General features: G+C 39.6%; 17 protein-coding genes. 10 read left to right on the top strand and 7 right to left on the bottom strand.

Annotation, left to right across the window (positions count from 1 at the left end):
- The first annotated feature begins 226 nt into the window (after positions 1-226).
- The 3 genes from fba to H4J61_RS14175 all read left to right on the top strand — a co-directional run bounded on the left by fba (position 227) and on the right by H4J61_RS14175 (position 3,155).
- Entirely contained in the window at positions 227-1,291 is a 1,065-nt protein-coding gene (fba, locus tag H4J61_RS14185; RefSeq protein WP_182137053.1) for a class II fructose-bisphosphate aldolase, read from the top strand.
- Positions 1,292-1,555: 264 nt separating this feature from the next.
- Positions 1,556-2,386, top strand: a complete 831-nt coding sequence (locus H4J61_RS14180; protein ID WP_220461278.1) for a mechanosensitive ion channel domain-containing protein — start codon at positions 1,556-1,558, stop codon at positions 2,384-2,386.
- Positions 2,376-3,155: a YdiY family protein gene (locus H4J61_RS14175; RefSeq protein ID WP_182185593.1), complete on the top strand. Its 780-nt coding sequence runs from the start codon at positions 2,376-2,378 to the stop codon at positions 3,153-3,155. The genes H4J61_RS14180 and H4J61_RS14175 overlap by 11 nt, the downstream gene beginning before the upstream one ends.
- Positions 3,156-3,240: 85 nt before the next feature.
- Here the strand turns inward: H4J61_RS14175 and H4J61_RS14170 are convergent, their stop codons facing one another.
- The 7 genes from H4J61_RS14170 to H4J61_RS14140 form a co-directional block, all read right to left on the bottom strand.
- Positions 3,241-4,008 carry a metal ABC transporter permease gene (locus H4J61_RS14170; RefSeq protein ID WP_182185591.1) on the bottom strand — a complete coding sequence of 256 codons (768 nt, stop codon included), beginning with the start codon at positions 4,006-4,008 and terminating at the stop codon, positions 3,241-3,243.
- 21 nt (positions 4,009-4,029) lie between these two features.
- A complete protein-coding gene (locus H4J61_RS14165) occupies positions 4,030-4,941 on the bottom strand; it encodes a metal ABC transporter solute-binding protein, Zn/Mn family (protein ID WP_182185588.1) in 912 nt (303 codons plus the stop codon).
- Complete coding sequence (locus tag H4J61_RS14160) at positions 4,925-6,127, bottom strand: outer membrane beta-barrel protein (RefSeq protein ID WP_182185625.1); 1,203 nt, start codon at positions 6,125-6,127, stop codon at positions 4,925-4,927. The genes H4J61_RS14165 and H4J61_RS14160 overlap by 17 nt, the downstream gene beginning before the upstream one ends.
- Before the next feature lie 202 nt (positions 6,128-6,329).
- Positions 6,330-6,620 carry an ABC-type zinc uptake system zinc chaperone gene (locus tag H4J61_RS14155; protein WP_182185630.1) on the bottom strand — a complete coding sequence of 97 codons (291 nt, stop codon included), beginning with the start codon at positions 6,618-6,620 and terminating at the stop codon, positions 6,330-6,332.
- Positions 6,621-6,791: 171 nt separating this feature from the next.
- On the bottom strand, positions 6,792-7,601 hold the full coding sequence (gene djlA / locus H4J61_RS14150; RefSeq protein WP_182185586.1) for a co-chaperone DjlA: 810 nt from the start codon (positions 7,599-7,601) through the stop codon (positions 6,792-6,794).
- Positions 7,602-7,637: 36 nt separating this feature from the next.
- A complete protein-coding gene (murU, locus tag H4J61_RS14145; protein WP_182185584.1) occupies positions 7,638-8,339 on the bottom strand; it encodes an N-acetylmuramate alpha-1-phosphate uridylyltransferase MurU in 702 nt (233 codons plus the stop codon).
- 38 nt (positions 8,340-8,377) lie between these two features.
- Positions 8,378-9,382, bottom strand: a complete 1,005-nt coding sequence (locus H4J61_RS14140; RefSeq protein ID WP_182185582.1) for an aminoglycoside phosphotransferase family protein — start codon at positions 9,380-9,382, stop codon at positions 8,378-8,380.
- Between the two features lie 152 nt (positions 9,383-9,534).
- On the opposite strand from H4J61_RS14140, the gene H4J61_RS14135 reads away from it, so the two are divergent.
- From H4J61_RS14135 to H4J61_RS14105, 7 genes are all read left to right on the top strand, one after another.
- Positions 9,535-11,838 (top strand): LPS-assembly protein LptD, encoded by a 2,304-nt coding sequence (locus H4J61_RS14135; RefSeq protein WP_182185580.1) that lies wholly within the window; start codon positions 9,535-9,537, stop codon positions 11,836-11,838.
- Entirely contained in the window at positions 11,838-13,160 is a 1,323-nt protein-coding gene (surA, locus tag H4J61_RS14130) for a peptidylprolyl isomerase SurA (RefSeq protein WP_404852069.1), read from the top strand. The genes H4J61_RS14135 and surA overlap by 1 nt, the downstream gene beginning before the upstream one ends.
- Positions 13,157-14,149 (top strand): 4-hydroxythreonine-4-phosphate dehydrogenase PdxA, encoded by a 993-nt coding sequence (gene pdxA, locus H4J61_RS14125; protein ID WP_182185623.1) that lies wholly within the window; start codon positions 13,157-13,159, stop codon positions 14,147-14,149. Before surA ends, pdxA begins: the two co-directional genes overlap by 4 nt.
- An 18-nt stretch (positions 14,150-14,167) precedes the next feature.
- Entirely contained in the window at positions 14,168-14,989 is an 822-nt protein-coding gene (gene rsmA, locus H4J61_RS14120; protein WP_182185569.1) for a 16S rRNA (adenine(1518)-N(6)/adenine(1519)-N(6))-dimethyltransferase RsmA, read from the top strand.
- Positions 14,982-15,374, top strand: coding sequence for a Co2+/Mg2+ efflux protein ApaG (apaG, locus tag H4J61_RS14115; RefSeq protein ID WP_182137040.1), 393 nt, complete (start codon positions 14,982-14,984; stop codon positions 15,372-15,374). Before rsmA ends, apaG begins: the two co-directional genes overlap by 8 nt.
- A 9-nt stretch (positions 15,375-15,383) precedes the next feature.
- Positions 15,384-16,202 carry a symmetrical bis(5'-nucleosyl)-tetraphosphatase gene (locus tag H4J61_RS14110; protein ID WP_182185566.1) on the top strand — a complete coding sequence of 273 codons (819 nt, stop codon included), beginning with the start codon at positions 15,384-15,386 and terminating at the stop codon, positions 16,200-16,202.
- Between the two features lie 163 nt (positions 16,203-16,365).
- Positions 16,366-18,384 (top strand): methyl-accepting chemotaxis protein, encoded by a 2,019-nt coding sequence (locus H4J61_RS14105; RefSeq protein WP_182185564.1) that lies wholly within the window; start codon positions 16,366-16,368, stop codon positions 18,382-18,384.
- Positions 18,385-18,615 lie beyond the last annotated feature (231 nt).

Here is an 18,615-nt window from a genome sequence, read left to right as displayed (position 1 = left end):
TACAACTTATTATGCTAAAGCCTGCTTAAAACACCATTACTTACGTAATTAATATACAGAAGCTGTAAATTAAAAAAAATTTATATTTTAAGCAATATTGATCATTTTTTTCTAGTGCAAATTACTAAATTCATCTGATATACTTACGTTACGAAAGCAATAAGTTTCACAATGAAACTTGTTAACAATCAATTTTGTCACTATTTACAATCACAGGAGTTAGTTCATGGCTTTAGTTTCTATGCGCCAAATGTTAGATCATGCGGCCGAAAACGGTTACGGTATCCCAGCCTTTAACGTTAACAATTTAGAACAAGTTAGAGCTATCATGCTTGCCGCCAACGACACCAACAGTCCGGTAATTTTGCAGGGTTCAGCAGGCGCCAGAGCTTATGCCGGCGCACCCTTTTTACGGCACTTAATTTTAGCTGCTATTGAAGAGTTCCCTCATATACCTGTGGTAATGCACCAAGATCACGGCACCTCACCAGGTGTTTGCCAACGTTCAATTCAGTTAGGTTTTTCATCTGTGATGATGGACGGTTCATTAATGACTGACGGTAAAACGCCTTCAAGCTATGAATACAATGTTGATGTTACTCGCCGTACTGTTGAAATGGCGCACGCCTGTGGTGTTTCAGTTGAAGGTGAACTAGGTTGTTTAGGTTCGCTTGAAACAGGTGAAGCCGGTGAAGAAGATGGCATTGGCGCAGTCGGTAAATTGACCATGGAGCAAATGCTAACTGATCCTGAAGAAGCCGCTGACTTTGTGCAAAAAACACAAGTTGACGCCTTAGCTATTGCCTGTGGTACTTCTCACGGTGCTTATAAATTTACCCGTCCACCTACGGGCGATATCTTAGCGATTGATCGTATTAAAGCCATTCATAACCGTATTCCTAATACACATTTAGTGATGCACGGTTCTTCTTCAGTGCCACAAGACTGGTTAGCTATTATTAATGAATTTGGTGGCAAGATACCAGAAACTTATGGTGTACCGGTTGAGCAAATTCAAGAAGGTATTAAAAATGGTGTGCGCAAAATCAACATAGATACCGATTTACGTTTAGCGTCTACGGGTGCCGTTCGTCGTTTCTTAGCCGAAAACCCAAGTGAATTTGACCCACGTAAATTCTTAAAAGCATCAACACAAGCTATGTACGATATTTGTAAAGCGCGTTACGAAGCCTTTGGCAGCGTTGGACATGCATCAGCAATTAAGCCTATCTCGCTTGATAACATGTTTATGCAATATTCTACTGGCAAATTGGATGCTTTAATTAAGTAAGTAATTAATTAAAGTTAAAAATAACGACAATCTATTAGTCCTATTTAGTTTAATACGCTAGCAAATAATCCGATGGATATTATTCATCGGATTTTTTTCGTCTGCTTTTTAACGATCACTTTTAAAGACAAACGTGCATCAAAAAGCTAATCAATTGAAATATAATCACATCGTTAATAAATCGCTTAATTTATTAACAATATAATGATATTTCAATTGATGTTTATTATAATTAAACTTTTATCAGAAACCTTAGGATACATAATGGACACTATTCAAAACTGGTTTGTCGATAACCAAACATTGTTGATCGATTTTGCGATTAAATTAATCGTTGCAGTAGCCATCATTATCGTCGGTAAGTTTATTGCCAAAATGGTTCGCCAAGGCGTAATCAAAGTTATGCGCCATAAGGGCATGGATGAAGCGATTATTTCCTTCATTAGCAGTTTGCTTTACGGTATGTTATTTTTCATTGTTATTGTTGCCGCTATATCACACTTAGGCTTTAACACCACGTCATTAGTCGCTATTGTTGGTGCCGCCGGTTTAGCGATAGGTCTAGCATTACAAGGTTCATTATCAAACTTTGCTTCGGGCGTATTACTGATTGTTTTTAAACCCTTTAAATCAGGCGATTTTATCGAAGTCGCTGGTGTTGCCGGTATGGTTGAACAAATTTTAATATTCTCCACTCAATTGAGAACTGGGGATAATAAAACCGTTATTATCCCCAATGGTGCGATCACTAGTGGCACTATTACCAATTACTCAACCAAAGCAACCAGAAGAATCGATTTAATCATCGGGGTAAGCTATGAAGCCGACCTGGCAAAAACTAAAGCACTGTTACTCGCTATAGCCAGTGCCGACGAAAGAGTATTAAAAGACCAAGCAGTAACCGTAGGTGTATCAGCACTTGCTGACAGCAGCGTTAATTTCGTGGTAAGACCTTGGGTTAACTCTGCAGATTACTGGCCAACTTACTACGATTTACTAGAAAAAATTAAAACTGAATTGGATGACGCAGGTATCGAAATCCCATTCCCACAATTATCTATTCACATGAATAAAGAGGAAAAAAATGAGTCATAAGTTATTATCAGCCGCATTATGTTGTGTATCACTAACATCGCTAGCAGAAGAAGCAAGCACACCAGTAGTAGAGTCACCTTATACGGCTTCGGCAGAGTTAGGTATGCTTTTTAAAACAGGTGACACTAATAGTGCTGATATTAAATCCGGTTTTGATTTTACTTACGAAGTTGATGATTGGAAATCCACAGTAACATTGGGCTTACTGGTCAAGAAGAGTGAGCAAGAAGATGAAAACGGTGAAGAACATTTTACCACCAGTGATCAAAAATGGACTGCTGTTGGCCAAACAAATTACAATATTGATACAGCGAGCCCAAACTATATCTATGGTAACGTTTCTTATGAAGATAATCGTTTTAGTAATTTCAAAAGCCAAAGTTCAGTTTCAACCGGTTGGGGTCGTCGTTGGTTCGAATCTAAACAAGCAACACTAGATGCCGATATTGGCCCAGGTTTCAAGCGCGACGTTATTCGCAAAACTGACCTTCAAACAGAACAATCTAAATCTGCTTTTATTATTCAAGCCCAGGCTTTATACAAGCGTCAAATAAATGAACACGTTTTATTTAAGCAATTAGTTGTCGCTAAGTACGCACCAAAAGCAGACGAAAATAGCACTTATCAAGCGAGAACATCAATCACCACAAAGTTACTTGAAACTTTGCAGCTTAAGTTTAGCTTTACCTTAGATTACAACACTGATGTGGAAGATGACAAAGAAAATGTTAATACCGAAACTGCCATGACTCTGGTCTACAGTTTCTAAGTATTAAGCGCAGTGAGTGATAACTTTGTTTTATAAAGCCAGCATGTTCAACATGCTGGCTTTATTCTTTTTAGGTATTAAAACATCACTGATTTTTTAAAGCGACTTTACTGACTAGCCTAAAAACTACCGCACTTAGGGCTAATGTAGCCACAATCGCCGCACCACTGGGTAGGTCAAAACTGGCTGATAAACACAAACCAAATAAGTAACCCACCAAACCCACGCCATAAGCCCAGAGTAATACCCGTTTTGTCTGTAATTTATTAATCGCCAGTGCGGGTAATATTAAGGTACTAAACACAAGATAAACGCCAACAAGCTCAACCGATAATGTTATCACTAGCGCAAATATTAGATAGAAAGCTGCGCCATCTAATATTTTAGGCTTATAAAATATAAGCGCCAAAATCGCACTATAGACCACAGTAGGTAACAACAATTGTTGCCAACTTACCCAGAGGATTTGTCCTGACATGAGCTGTTTAAGCAGTTCAGCGCCATGAGGGTCATTAGCTAACAATAACATAGCGCTCACGGCTGATAAGACGTAAAAACACCCTATCATGGCTTCCAATTCTTCTGCCATATGCTTAGCTAACCAAGCAATAATGCCCGCCCCAGCTAAAGCAAATAGCGCTGGCATCCAAACATGTGCATAGGCAAGTTCAGCAATATCATGATCCATACGCACAACAATAGCGCCTAAAGCGGCAATTTGGGCGATAGCTAAATCAATAAAAATAATGCCACGCTTTAATACTTGCTTACCTAGCACAACATGGGTTGAAAGCACTAATATACCCGCAGCAAAGGCCGGCAATAATATGGTCAGTAATTCATAATCCATCAAAGGTACCTCTAACAGCTAATGCTATTTTTGTGCGCGATATGCTTGTGTCAATAAATCTAGAATACTGTCATATAAGCTAAATAAATCTTTACTTTGCTCATTACCACCAACCGATAGTGGCAATACAATAACCGGTAAATTAGACTTTTCTGCTAACCAATTCGCGCCACGTTTGTCTTGATAAGAAGCAATAATAATTGCCGCTACATCACCTTTTTTAGCTCGTTTTAACAAGCTTGCAAGGTGACTACTGGTTGGCGGCAAACCGGGTTTAGGCTCTAAGTCTGCTACTTGTTCAATATTGGCAAAGTCAAACAAATAACGAAAGCTTGAGTGATACGCAATCACTTTCATGCCTTGCAAACCACGGGCTTTTACTTGCCACTTGGTCATGGCTAATTGCCAACGTGAAGAAAAACGACTTAACTGCTGTTGATACTTAGCACTTTGCTCTTCATCAAGTTGAATTAACTTATCTGTTAACGCTTGAGCAATAGTTAGCATACGCGGCGGCGAAAAATGTACATGCGGATTACCTAAGCTATGTACATCGCCCATACTACGGTCGACATTGCTCATTTGATCTAAGGTTTTTACCTGCTCTGTCGCAAAAAACAAACCTTTTTCTGTGCTACGCACTTGCACGTTAGCCGCTTTCATTTGCAACATAGGTAACCAACCAACTTCTAATTCAGCACCGGCGCAGATAACCAGATCTGCTTGGCGCATTTTAGCAATCAAACTTGGCCGAGCTTGTACTTGATGTGGGTCTTGCATCGCGGTTGTAGCCGAGTATATTCGAGCATCTGGCGCAAGTTCCTTGGCTAAAGCGGCATACTCAGGCTCACAAGCAAAAATATTCATTTGCGCCAAAGCACCGTGACTCAAGGTCAGTAAAGCACTGCCTAATAGTAATTTAAAATTGATGCGCATTGTGTGCTCCCATTGCCATAACATATTGTAAGGTCATAACCTTGTCATTATTCGCATTTTCAAAACCAAGATTACTCTGATGACTAAACTCTAATCTCACGGTAGAAAAGTGACTATTGTGCCAAGCGATACTGAGTTCAGTTTCCTTCAGTGTTTGTTGATCAAAGTGTGCTTCATGTTGCAATTGACTATCTAACTTGCCATAACGTAATCCTGCCGACCAATTCGGTGAGAATTGATAAACACCACTGACATACCAAGCTTGATGATAATCTTTACTATTAGCTTCACCATCATCGGCATGGTCTTCTGCTCCAGCAAGTAACTCATCAAGCTCATCAAGCTTAGGCACCATAAAGTCACTGACTCTAAAATACTCAGCACTGAGGGTTAAATGTTGATATTTATAGTTACCATTAGGTGCCCATTTATAAACAAAGTCAGTTATAAAGGTATTTTTACCTGTGTAGCTTGCAGCATGCGCATGATCATCTGGGTTTTCAGCTACGGCTTCATCGGCTGCTGCTCCATGGTCTTCTTCATGCTCTTCAGGCGTTAATTGGCCATTTTCATTACGTAAATAACTCAGCCCTAACTGCCATGAGCTTTCAATGGAAATATCGCCACCAATTTTAGTAAATGCGGTATAAACACCTGTGCTGTCAAACGCTCGTTCACCATGCTCATCGGCCGCTCTAAGACTATCACCTGAAAAGGCTTCTACGCCCATAGTCCAGTATAAATCTGTGGGTGCAATGTAACTAAATCTCAAGCCGTCGTCGAAGTAATGCCCACCTAAAAATGCTCGATAAGCACTGGGTCTACTGGTAAAAGAGTCACTATGAAGATGTTGGTTATTTAAATAACCAATATCTGATAGAAAACGACCTGCACGTACGGTAAAACCGTTAGGTAGCGCCATAGTTTGAATAAAGGCTTCCTCAACATTCACTTCGCTTTCGCCATCATGTGATTCGAAAACTGTGGTGAGTTTGCCAAAAAACATATCATCAATACTGGCACTCAATGCCAGTTCAGTTTCACCAATGCCAAAACCTTTTGCTCGTTCGGTCATCAGGCGATCTTCGCTTTGGTAATAACCATCTAAAACCGCACTGACGGTTAGGTTAGAAAGTGTTGGTGTTTGCGCTTGTGAAAGCAGAGGGAAAAAGCTAGATATAACCATTGCTGCGCTTAATTTTATCGGCAACTTTGCCGAAAAGCAGGTAGGTAAAAATTGAAAATTTTTCATTGTTAAAAATCTCTAAAATAAATTAAATACGAATACACAAATCGCGTGTTAATTAAAAACAAGCGCTTGGTAAAACTTTAAATTGTTAAAAAATACCGGTTTGATTATTAATGTTATCAACTAGGTATAAGATGTTTTAGAGTGTGAGAGGAGGGGCACGACTACGATAAGTAACACTATGAGTCAGTGTTATTATTAGTCGAATACTAGTAGTTTGTTCAATTGGTTGAGAAATAAAGCCAAGTTTGACGTCATGCTGCGGCAGTACTTGATCAAATTGATGCTGGTGAAAGCACAAAGTACAGTGAGTTGTAACACCATCATCAATATGTTCAACACTATGCGCAGCAGCAGCCACAGACAAAAATAACAATATAGCACTGAGCCATATTGCGATAAGTCGCCTGTTAGTTACTGAAAAGTACATTTGTGCTACCCAATGAATGAATGAATCAAATTCAATAATAGTGTACGCGACTTACAACTTATCTTGCAAGCAGAGCACGTACCGTTTAACACAATTAACGGTACTTCTATCGCAAGTGTTTAAGTAACCACACGCATCAGCGCGGTAACATGCTAATTGTTCTGGCTCTGATCACTTATTTTGTGCAGTGACTAACTCATAGGCGGCTTGAATGTCTTGCGCTTTTTGTTTAGCCGTCTCCATCATTTCAGGGGGTAAGCCTTTCGCGACTAATTTATCAGGATGATGCTGAGACATCAGTTTGCGGTAAGCTTTTTTAATCTCACTCGCTGAATTTTTATCCGTTACACCTAGCACTTTATAAGCATTTTCCAGTTGTTTTCCTGATTGCGCAAAACTATGATTTGAGCCACTTTGACCTTGTTGATGAAAGTTTGCACCCGCAATAATCATTTCTAATAATTTATCTAACTCTTGCGCTGAGTAGCCTAAACCCTTAGCAATTTGGTGCAGTGCATCACGTTCATCTTGCTCTAAACTGCCGTCGGCAAAGGCGACTTGAATTTGAATTTCTAAAAACAACAATAATAAATCTCGGCGATTACCTACTGCAGACTTTAATTTCTTTAATTGTTCGCTCAGTGGAAAACCGGTAGTTTTACCGTCTCTAAATGCTTCTTGGGCTTGTTGGCGTAAGGCATCTTTTAACCCCAACTTATCCATATAGGCATTGGCAAAAGCAATTTCATGTGGCGAAACCTGACCATCTGCTTTGGCCATATAGCCCATAACTGAAAAGCTACTATAAAAAAATGCCGCTTGACGCTCGGTATCACTTTTACCGCCACCTAAAGCACTAAAATCCAGCCCTATGCCTTTATCAAAACGATGTCCAATCCATGCCCCTATTAATGCACCAATAATACTCCTGCTTAGCATAAAACCAAACAAGAAACCTAAAACCTTACCCCAAATTCGCATTGTAAAACTCGATAATTAATTAACTGTAAAACTGTTTTAAATAGTGTTTAGTCTAGCTAAACGTTCAGGTGTGCCAACATCAGTCCAGGCCGTGTCTGTCACACTCGCTGAGATTTTTTGCTGATCAGCAGCAGCTCTTAACATCGGCGCTAAAGGTTGCACTGCTTGTTGTGCCATTAAGGCTTTATGCCCGCTTGTGCTTTCTTGCTCAAAAAAGCTTTTTCTATAAAGCGCAATACCACTAAAGGTGTAAGTGGCTTGCTGGTTATTTTTGGGATTAGCTAACATGCCCTTAACAAGTGCAAAGTCGCCTTGGCGATTGTGCTCTGGATTTTCAACTAACAGCAAGTGTGCGTTACAATTAGCGGATAATAATGGTAATTTTTTAAAATTATAGTCACAATAAATATCCGCATTAACCACCATGAATACGTCATCTTCATGCTCGGCTAACATCGGTAGTGCTTTAATAATTCCCCCCGCTGTTTCCAACGCTACCGGCTCTGCACTGTAGCTAATATCAGCCGAAAATTGCTTGCCGCAGCCAAGATAATCAACAATTTGTTGACCCAGCCAAGCGTGATTGATGACAATATTTTGAATACCCGCCGCGACTAAATTTTTGATGTGATATTCAATCAAGGGTATGCCGTTAACTTGCAGCAATGGCTTAGGGCAATCATCTGTTAGGGACCGCATACGTTCGCCCCGGCCTGCGGCTAAGATCATTGCTTTCATGAAAAATTATCCAAAATTTAATTTAAAATCCACTGCGTTTATTTACTGCGTTTATTTACTGCGGGCATTACTCGTTTAGTGACTAACTCGTGCAAAAAGCTGAGTTTATCATATTGTGCGCTAACATCTTGTATGTAGGTCAAAGTAAGTGGAATATCCGCTAAATACCCTGACTTGTTGTCTCTATGATGCAAGCGGGCAAAAATACCGCTAGCTTTTATATGGCGTTGTAGTCCGGTTAAATCAAACCAATATTGCCACTTTTCTTTGCTTAGGTTTTCATCAGGAAAATAGTTTTGTACTTGTTGACGATAATCTTCCATCAATGGCGTTATTAACTGCTTAGGCCAACGTACGTAACAATCCTTAAGTAACGACACCAAATCATAAATAACCGGGCCTTTTACCGCATCTTGAAAATCAATAACACCCAGTTTATCATCGGCCAACAGCATAATATTTCGACTGTGATAGTCACGATGCATAAAAACCTTAGGCTGTGCAATAATGGCAGAAACCAGAACATCAAAACAAGCGCTTAATGCTATTTCTTCATCCGCAGTTAAATAAATACCTAAGTGTTTTTCTAACAACCATTCTTTAAATATTACCAATTCAGTCAGGATAAATGGGGCATTATAATCAGGCAATTTTGCAACGACTGCTGTTTTGCATTTAAGCATCTTGCTCAGCTCAATAATCGCGTTCGCATAATAATGCTGCATGTTTTCACTTGATAGTCTTTCAGCCAATACAGTGTCACCAAAATCACTCAGACAAAGAAAACCGGCTTCAAGGTCTGCCGCGATAATATTAGGCACATTGACCCCAAGGTCCTGCAAAACTTGCTGTACATCGACAAATGCTTGGTTATTTGATAATTTTACGGGTGCATCAACCGCTATATAGCACTGACTTTGATTATGAAAGCGAAAGTAACGTCGAAAACCTGCATCTCCAGTCAAGGGGATTAGGCTAATATTTTCCGCCGAAAAGTGACTTTCTAGCCACTGTAATAAATATCTAGTTCTTAAGTTACTCAATGAAATATCGCTCTAAAAAAAATTATGCCAATGATTCTGCCAATATAACTAATTAGCAGACTAATGAAAATTGCTATATTATTGCTATTAGCGGTAAAATGCCGTTCTAAATCTAGGCTTTGTATTTTTCAAGTTAATTACCCGGACCATAAATGCGCTTTTCCCTAAACAAAATTATCTTTGTCTGCCTAATATCGTTTACATTTGGTAGCAAGGCGCAAAATACTGAAATAGGTACTAAAATAAGTACTGAAATAAATACTAATCTAGCCAGCCAATGCCCGATTCCATTCTACGCAAATATTGCTGACGAAACCGGTAAGCAGGCCAACGAAAATTTTACGATTATCTCAACAACCTCAACCATCAAAAAAGGTCAATATGCGAACTTTACCGGTGGTGTTACTTTATTAAATCAAGATAAATCGGTTGTTGCTGACCAATTAACGGTCAACCGCGACACAGCTACAGTCGATGCAAATGGCGACATTCACTTTCAAAATAAAGGCATAGATATATTTGCCGACTCGCTCAATATCAACCAGCTGCAACAAACGACCTCACTGAACGCCGCTTCGTATCAACTTAATGGCTCTGCTGGCCATGGTAATGCGAAAAAAATCAACATTAATGGCAATGGTAAAACCCTAAGCTTTCTCGACTCAAGCTTTACCACCTGTTACGACGCCGTACCTGATTGGCAAATGCGGGCTAGTGAAATTACCATTTCATCAGATAAAAAATCGCTTGAAGCTTATCATGCACGCTTTAGCCTTTTCGATATCCCGATTTTATATATTCCCTATTTAACTATGCCACTCAGTAATGACCGAATGTCAGGCTTTTTATACCCAACAATCAGTACCTCCAACAATTCAGGTTTAGAGGTTGAGGCTCCCTATTATCTCAACATTGCAGAAAACATGGATGCCACCATCACACCGCGTTATATGTCACAAAGAGGCACACAATTAATTACTCAATTTAGGTATTTACAGGACTTACAATCAGGGCAGATTGATGTTGAATATCTCGATAAAGACACAAAGCTGATTAATAGTGATAATGCACGATATTTAGCACGACTTCAGCATATTGGTACATTTTCAGAGCGATTTAGGGCCCATGTTGATTACACCGCTATCAGTGATGATAATTACCTGGTGGATTTAGGCAGTAATCAATTTAACGCCAATGACGCTTATCTTTATCAAATTGGCGAGCTTGCCTACTTTGCAGATAATTGGCAAACGAAGATAAAAATGCAAGATTTTGAGCTTTTGGGAAACCATCAACTGAGTTACAAAACCTTACCGCAAATAGAATTCAGCCTTCAGCAATCATTAGCTGATTTTGACGGTATTTTTGATCTTTATTCTGAGTTTTCAAGTTTTGATACCGCGGATAAAACCAAGCCCACCGCACAAAGGTACCATGTAGAAGCGGGCTTGTTATATCCCATAGTTACCCCTGCCTGGTTTTTAAATTCAGAATTTAAAGTACTTCAAACCAATTACAGCCAGAAAAATATTCGTAGTGGTAGTCTGTTAGAAAAAAATATTAGCAGAACTTTACCCAAAATACGTCTCCATGGTGGAGTAAACTTTGACCGCAACCTAAGCTTATTTAATCAAGGCTATAACCAAACATTAGAGCCGCAATTACAATATCTTTATATTCCAGATAAAGAGCAAAAAAATATCGGTATTTACGATACAACCACCTTGCAAGATGACTATAACGGCTTATTTCGCGACCGCCGTTTCAGCGGCATTGATCGCATAGCACAAGCTAATCAACTATCTTGGGGGGTAACAAGTCGACTATTAACCGCAGATAATACTGAAGTGCTGCGCTTGAGTTTAGGGCGAATCGTTTATTTAAATGATAGTAACTTTGACGATAGCGACCAAGAGGCTTTAGTGGATAAATCAGCATTCGCTGCCGATATTTTTGTCCACATAAATCGCCAGTGGCAATTTAGTTCTGACATTCAATACAACAGCGATTTAGGCGTGACGAATAAAAGTCAAACCTCATTTGATTATTTATTTTCCGATAATCAAACAATTCAATTGAACCATCGATATGCGCGTGATGTCTCAGGAGAGTCATTAGAGCAAATGTCTTTAGCCACTAATATTAAGATTGCACAGCGCTGGCAAATTGTTGGCCGATTTAGCCAAGACTTACAAGGTAAACGCAGTATCGAAAGTTATGCTGGCCTTGAATATAGTAGCTGCTGTTGGGGTATTCGCTTTACCTACCATCGCAATATTAATTCGACCATTGACGACACGAGTAACATAAACGAAAATCGAGATGCATTTGATAGCAGTTTTAATATTCAGTTTGTATATAATGGTATAAATAGCAATAAATCGTCCAACAGTGTTGGAGATATGTTTAATTCAAGTATATTCGGCTATAAACGCCCCTACTTCCTCAATAACTAATTAAAAGAAACCTACGTTACATGAAAAATTCATTGAAATTATTACTGCTTAGCTCGGTGTTTATTTTAAGCTCACTGGGGAAATGTATGGCCGTTGAGGTTGAACTTGACCGAGTAGCAGCGGTAGTTAATAGTGGTGTTGTATTAGAGTCTGAAGTTAAAGACCTGATCGCCTCTGTTACTATACAAGCAAAAAAAAATAACCAAACCTTACCATCAGACCGCGCTTTACGTGTTCAAGTCATGGAAAAGTTAATTAATGACGCGATAATCTCGCAACTGGGTGAGCGCATGGGCGTTCAGATCAGTGATGCCCAACTTGATGAAACCATATCAAATATGGCACAGGAGAATAAGCAATCACTTGAGGAATTGCGCCAATCACTTGTTGCAGACGGCCTAGATTATGAAAAATATCGTGAGAGTATTCGTAACGAGTTAATTTCAGGCGAAGTTCGACGCGCTAGTTTACGTCGGCGCATTTATATCTCACCACAAGAAGTCGCTAACTTATTATCGGTCATGAAAGAACAAACTAATGCTGATATAGAGTATCGTTTAGGTCATATATTAATTGAGTTTCCTAATAATCCAAAGCAAGTGGATATCAGCGCGGCTAAAGTTCGTGCTGAAAAAGTGCTTGAATTATTAAATAACGGCAGCGACTTTACTAATATTGCTATGACCTCATCTGGCGGCGGAAATGCCCTTGATGGTGGTGATTTAGGTTGGAAAACCATTAATGAAATGCCAACCTTATTTTCTGAAATAGTTGATGGTCAAGAAAAGGGCAGTATTTTTGGTCCCATCCGTACTGGCTTAGGTTTTAGTATCGTCAAATTAGTCGATATTCGTGGTCGTAAAACCATGGAAATTGAAGAAGTAAAAGCAAGCCACATCTTAATTAAGCCCTCAATTATTCTCAGTGAAGCCAAAGCAGAAGCTTTATTACAAGGTTTTGTCGACAAATTAAATGCTGGTGAAGCTGACTTTGCTGAGCTTGCCAAAGAGTACTCTGAGGGGCCTACCTCTGTGCGTGGAGGCGACTTAGGTTGGTCAGAGCCAAGTAAATATGATCCCGCCTTTGCCGAAGCATTAGCAAGTTTAGACATTGACGAAGTACATAAACCTTTTCGTTCGTCTTTTGGTTGGCACATTGCTAAATTAACTGGCCGTAGAACATTAGACGCCACTGAGCAAATGAATGAGAACCGCGTCTATCAACTGCTTTACAACCGTAAATTCGGTATGGAAGGCGCACGTTGGATCAAAGAATTGCGTGATGAAGCGTATATAGAAGTTTTAGAAATAGGTAAAAAATAGTGTTAAAACGAATAGCAATAACACCGGGAGAGCCAGCAGGTATTGGCCCAGATCTGATGATAAAAGTCGCGCAGCAAGATTGGCCTATGCAAATGGTTGCGGTCGTATCTCCTGAGTTATTAATCGCACGGGCAAAATTATTAAATTTGCCACTGATCATTAAACCCTATAACGTCGATGATGAAATAACCGCGCATAAAGCCGGAACACTGATTGTCTTGCCGGTAGCATTAGACGATATTTGTGAGCCTGGCGTACTTAACGCTAACAATGGTCGCTACGTCGTCGAAACCTTGCGTATTGCCAGTGAGAAAAATATTTCTGGCGAATTTGATGCGGTAGTTACTGGCCCTGTTCATAAAGGTTTAATCAACAAAGCCGGTATCGCGTTTAGCGGCCATACCGAATATTTTGCTAATCAAGCAAACTGTTCTGATGTGGTGATGATGTTAGCGACAGAAGGATTAAGAGTGGCGCTAGTCACTACTCATATACCTTTAGCTTATGTCTCTAAAGCCATCACACACGAAAGGCTGCAAAAAGTTACCCGCATATTGCATCGCGATTTGATTGATAAATTTGGCATTCATGATCCTAAAATTTATGTTTGTGGCATTAACCCGCATGCCGGTGAAGACGGCCATCTGGGCCGTGAAGAAATCGATGTGATGATCCCCGCTTTAGACGAATTGCGTTTAGAAGGCATGAACCTTATTGGCCCCTTGCCTGCTGATACCATTTTCCAAGCTAAATACTTGGATGATGCTGATGCCATATTGACTATGTTTCATGATCAGGGTTTACCGGTACTTAAATATAAAGGTTTTGGCTCTTCGGTGAATATTACTTTAGGACTGCCATTTATCAGAACATCTGTTGATCACGGTACCGCCTTAGATTTGGCTGGCACCGATGAAGCAGATGTGGGTAGTTTCAAAGAAGCGATAAACACAGCGATAACCTTAGCTAACAACCATGTAGAAGATTAATTCGAGCAATAAAATACTATGAGTAAAAATTCCCATTTGGGTCATCAAGCCAAAAAACGCTTTGGACAAAACTTTTTACATAATGACGCCATCATCAGCAATATTGTTGACGTTATCAACCCTGAGCCGAATGAAAATTTAGTTGAAATTGGTCCTGGATTAGGCGCACTTACCGAACCTGTTATCGAACGTGCGGGTCAACTCAGCGTCATTGAGTTAGACCGAGATTTGGCACATAGATTACGCCATCATCCATTTTTAGCGGCTAAATTAACTATCTATGAAGAAGATGCTTTAAAATTTGATTTTGCCCAATTAGCCAGTGACGAAAAACCATTACGTATTTTTGGTAATTTGCCTTATAACATTTCAACCCCGCTGATTTTTCACTTACTGACTTTTAAAGACAAAGTGAAAGATATGCACTTTATGCTGCAAAAAGAAGTGGTACAACGCATGGCATCGGGTGAAAACTGTAAAGCTTATGGCCGTTTGTCCATCATGACACAATACCAATGCCAAGTTATACCTGTGATGGAAATAGGTCCTGAAGCCTTTAAACCTGCACCTAAAGTAGACTCGGCCATTGTGAGATTAATACCGCATAAAGTGATTAAAAATCCTGTTAAGGATATTAACTCGCTCAATAAAGTTTGTTTAGCGGCATTTAATCAGCGTCGCAAGACTATTCGTAACAGCTTTAAAAAGCTGATTTCTGCTGAACAGTTAACCGCGTTAGGTATTGACCCAGGACTGCGTGCTGAAAATTTAGCCTTAGCCGATTTTGTCATGTTAGCTAATTTTGTTACTGACAATCCAATAGAGCTTAACGATGAATGATAACCAAGTAGCAACAGTTGCTGATATTGAGGTCAGTGTCGTTAGTGACTATCTAGCGCAACAATCTATCGAAGCCGAACAACAATTTGTCTTTAGTTACACTGTCACCGTAACAAATAACAGTGATGAAACTGTACAGCTACTCAGTCGCTATTGGTTAATTACTGACGCTAACGGTGAATCTAGCACGGTATCAGGTGAAGGTGTTATTGGTCAGCAACCTTTTATCAAGGCCGGCCAAAACTTTACCTATACCAGTGGCTGTGTATTAAAGTCTCCCTTGGGTAATATGCAAGGGCACTACCAAATGCAAAGAAAATCAGCCAAGTTAGTGCAAGTTGAAATCCCATTGTTTCGCTTAGCAAAGCCCAATATATTAAACTAGAGAGCACTAATGGCTGTTTATTTCGTCGGAGACATTCAAGGCTGCTATAGCGAACTAAAGGCTTTATTAACTCAAGTGGGCTTTTCCAATGTTAGCGACCAACTTTATGTTGCCGGTGATTTAGTCGCCCGCGGGCCTAATTCTCTTGAAACCTTGCGCTTTATTAAATCGCTTGGGCAAAGTGCTAAAGTGGTTTTAGGTAATCATGACTTGCACTTACTTGCCGTTTATCACGGTATTAAAAAAGTGAAAAAGCAAGATCACCTAGCGCCATTATTATCAGCTCCAGACGTAGCAGAATTAATGCACTGGTTAATTCAACAGCCACTTATTCAAAAACTGCCTGATGAAGAAACTTATATGAGCCATGCGGGGCTTTCCCCGCAGTGGACACCTCAACAAGCACTTGAACAAGCCAAAATAGCACAACAGCATTTAACCTCTTCAGCAAGCCATACGTGGTTAAGCAAGATGTATGGCGAACAACCTATCAGTTGGCTAAGGGCAAACGATGAAGTTGCTCGCTTTAGATTTACCATCAATTCGCTAACTCGTATGCGCTATTGCTTCGCTGACGGTAGTTTAGATTTTAGCTGTAAAGAAAGTCCCAGCAGCGCCCCAAAAGCATTATCACCTTGGTTTGATTTTGGCCATATTAATGAGAATACCCATTGGATATTTGGCCATTGGGCTGCTTTGATGGGTTATTGCCCAGCCAATAATATATATGCACTTGATACTGGCTGTGTTTGGGGACAACATCTGACGATGCTAAGATGGCACGATAAAAAAATATTTATTGAACAAGCACATATAAACACAAAATAATGTATAGCATTGGTTTAAAATGCAATTGAGCTTGTTATACTAGCCAAAAGATATATGTACATTCCTTTGTAGTCTAATAATGAATGATCACCTAGATAAATAATAACGCTTATTATTTATTGTGTGATCTAAGTATGATTTAATTTATATATTGGTGGGATTTATGAACTTAACCGTAGCAACAAAAATAATTGGTGGCTTCACCATTATTTCGCTTTTACTCATTTTAACCAGCGTAATATCATGGAATAGTTTAAATACTATTGGCGATGCTACAAAACAGCAAAATGAACTAGCGATACCAACGTTAAAAACAAGTAACAAGTTAGCGAACGATCTAACCCATATTGGCAACCTAACGCTGCGCGCATATTACCAAACAGCACTAGCACCATTGGCAGAAAACTTTAACGCTTTTGAAACTGAAAAGAGTGAATTTAGAGCTCAGCTCAAGCGCTTGAAAGATATTGTTAAAAACGAAGCGAGTTTAATCGAAAACCTACGTGAAGTAGATCCGGTTTACAATAGCTTAGAGAAAGAAATCGACAATGTACTTCGTAATAGAAAGTTTGCCATAGAGCAACACCTAACCTTGCTAGATAAAATATATATTATCGAAGAAAAAGCCGACGACATGGCGACTATTTTATTAGATCTTGGCGACCATAAACTTGCAACAACCAAATTACAACGTGCGGTTAGTTTAGCCAGACGCTTAGAAACCTTACTCAATAGTATGGTTAGTTCATCACTGAATTATCATGACATTAAAGATCAACAATCTGCATCACTGGTTGCCAGTCAAATCGAAAACACCTTTAATGATATTGAAAAATCAATCGATGATGTCGTTAATGAATTAAAGCAACAAGGTGTCACTAATATTGCTGATGAGTTAACCGATAGCTTTTCAGCATTGCAAGCTTACCTCATTGGCAGTGGGAGAATTTTTAGCCATAAAAATAATCAGCTAAACGCAATTGCCACGGCAAAGGCGAGTTTACACCTCGCAGAAAATGGTATTAATAGTGCTAATGCCATATTAGCCACACAAGTAAATTTAGCTAATAAAACCGCCATAGCAACCGGCGATTTAGTCAAAACGTCTGTATCTGACGGCACACTTAATACCCTTATTATCACCTTAATTTCTATTGTGCTAGCTATAGTTATCGCGTCGGTAACGTTAACCAGCATTATTCGCCCATTAAGACGAGTAAATGAAATGCTCAATATTGTTGCTTCTGGTGACTTATCTCACAAACTAGATGAAAGTGGCAATGATGAGTTCGCTCAGCTTTCCGCTAACTGCAACTTATTAATCGATAGTTTACGCAACTTAATTCAAAGTATTGTTAGTCGTTCAACCCAGCTAGCAACAGCGGCTGAGCAAACGTCGACAGTAACTGCCCAAAGTACCAAAGCTATTGAAGAGCAACGCACGCAAGTAGAACAAGCGGCGTCTGCTACTACTGAAATGAGCAGTACGGCACAAAGTGTGTTATCAAGTGCGAATGATGCCTTAGTTGAAATCAAACATGCTGATGACGAAGCTGAGCGGGTTAAAGTTATTTCTGGTCATAACCGCCAAACTATTGAGCTATTAGCTAATGAAGTAGAGTCTGCTTCACAAGTCATTAATAAATTACAACAAGATAGCGCATCAATTGGTGGCATTCTTGATGTGATCAGAGGTATTGCAGAGCAAACCAACTTATTAGCACTAAACGCAGCGATAGAAGCTGCTCGTGCCGGTGAGCAAGGTCGAGGCTTTGCTGTGGTCGCTGATGAAGTGAGAACCTTGGCGAGCCGAACTCAAGTGTCTACCCAAGAAATTCAAAATATGATTGAAGTACTACAAACCGGTGCAGAAAAAGCCGTGGTAGTGATGGATACAGGTAAAAAGCAAGCAACCAACTGTGTTGAACAAAGTATTCAAGCCGAACAAGCACTTGATACTATTACACACGCGGTGCATGAAGCCTTTGACCGTAGCTCGCAAATAGCAACCGCCGCAGAGGAGCAAAGTGTTGTTGCTCATGAAATAAGCGAAAATCTAGAGTCAATTGTTACTATTGCTGAACAAACAACAGCAGGCTCAAAGCAAACGGCAGAAGCCAGCAGTGAAGTTGCCCGCTTAGCTGAAGAATTACAACAATCAGTACGAGAATTTAAGCTTTAGCTTGACTTAACCTCAAAGCTTAAATAAAAAAAAGAGCGCTTAGGCGCTCTTTTTTATGTCTAAAAATCTTTAGATCAAATGGGGATAATTTATTGAGCGCTGAGTAATACCAATTTCATTAAGTTATTGCCCACTTGTGCTGGTTAAAATACACCAAGGCTACGGTGCTCTCAATCACAATAGCCAGCTATTGCTCAATCAAGCGTCTTGCCCAGATGCATTTTCTCTGCG

It is taken from the genome of Colwellia sp. MB3u-4 (assembly GCF_014077065.1).
Taxonomy (GTDB): domain Bacteria; phylum Pseudomonadota; class Gammaproteobacteria; order Enterobacterales; family Alteromonadaceae; genus Cognaticolwellia.
This window is presented reverse-complemented; position numbering and strand designations above follow the sequence as displayed.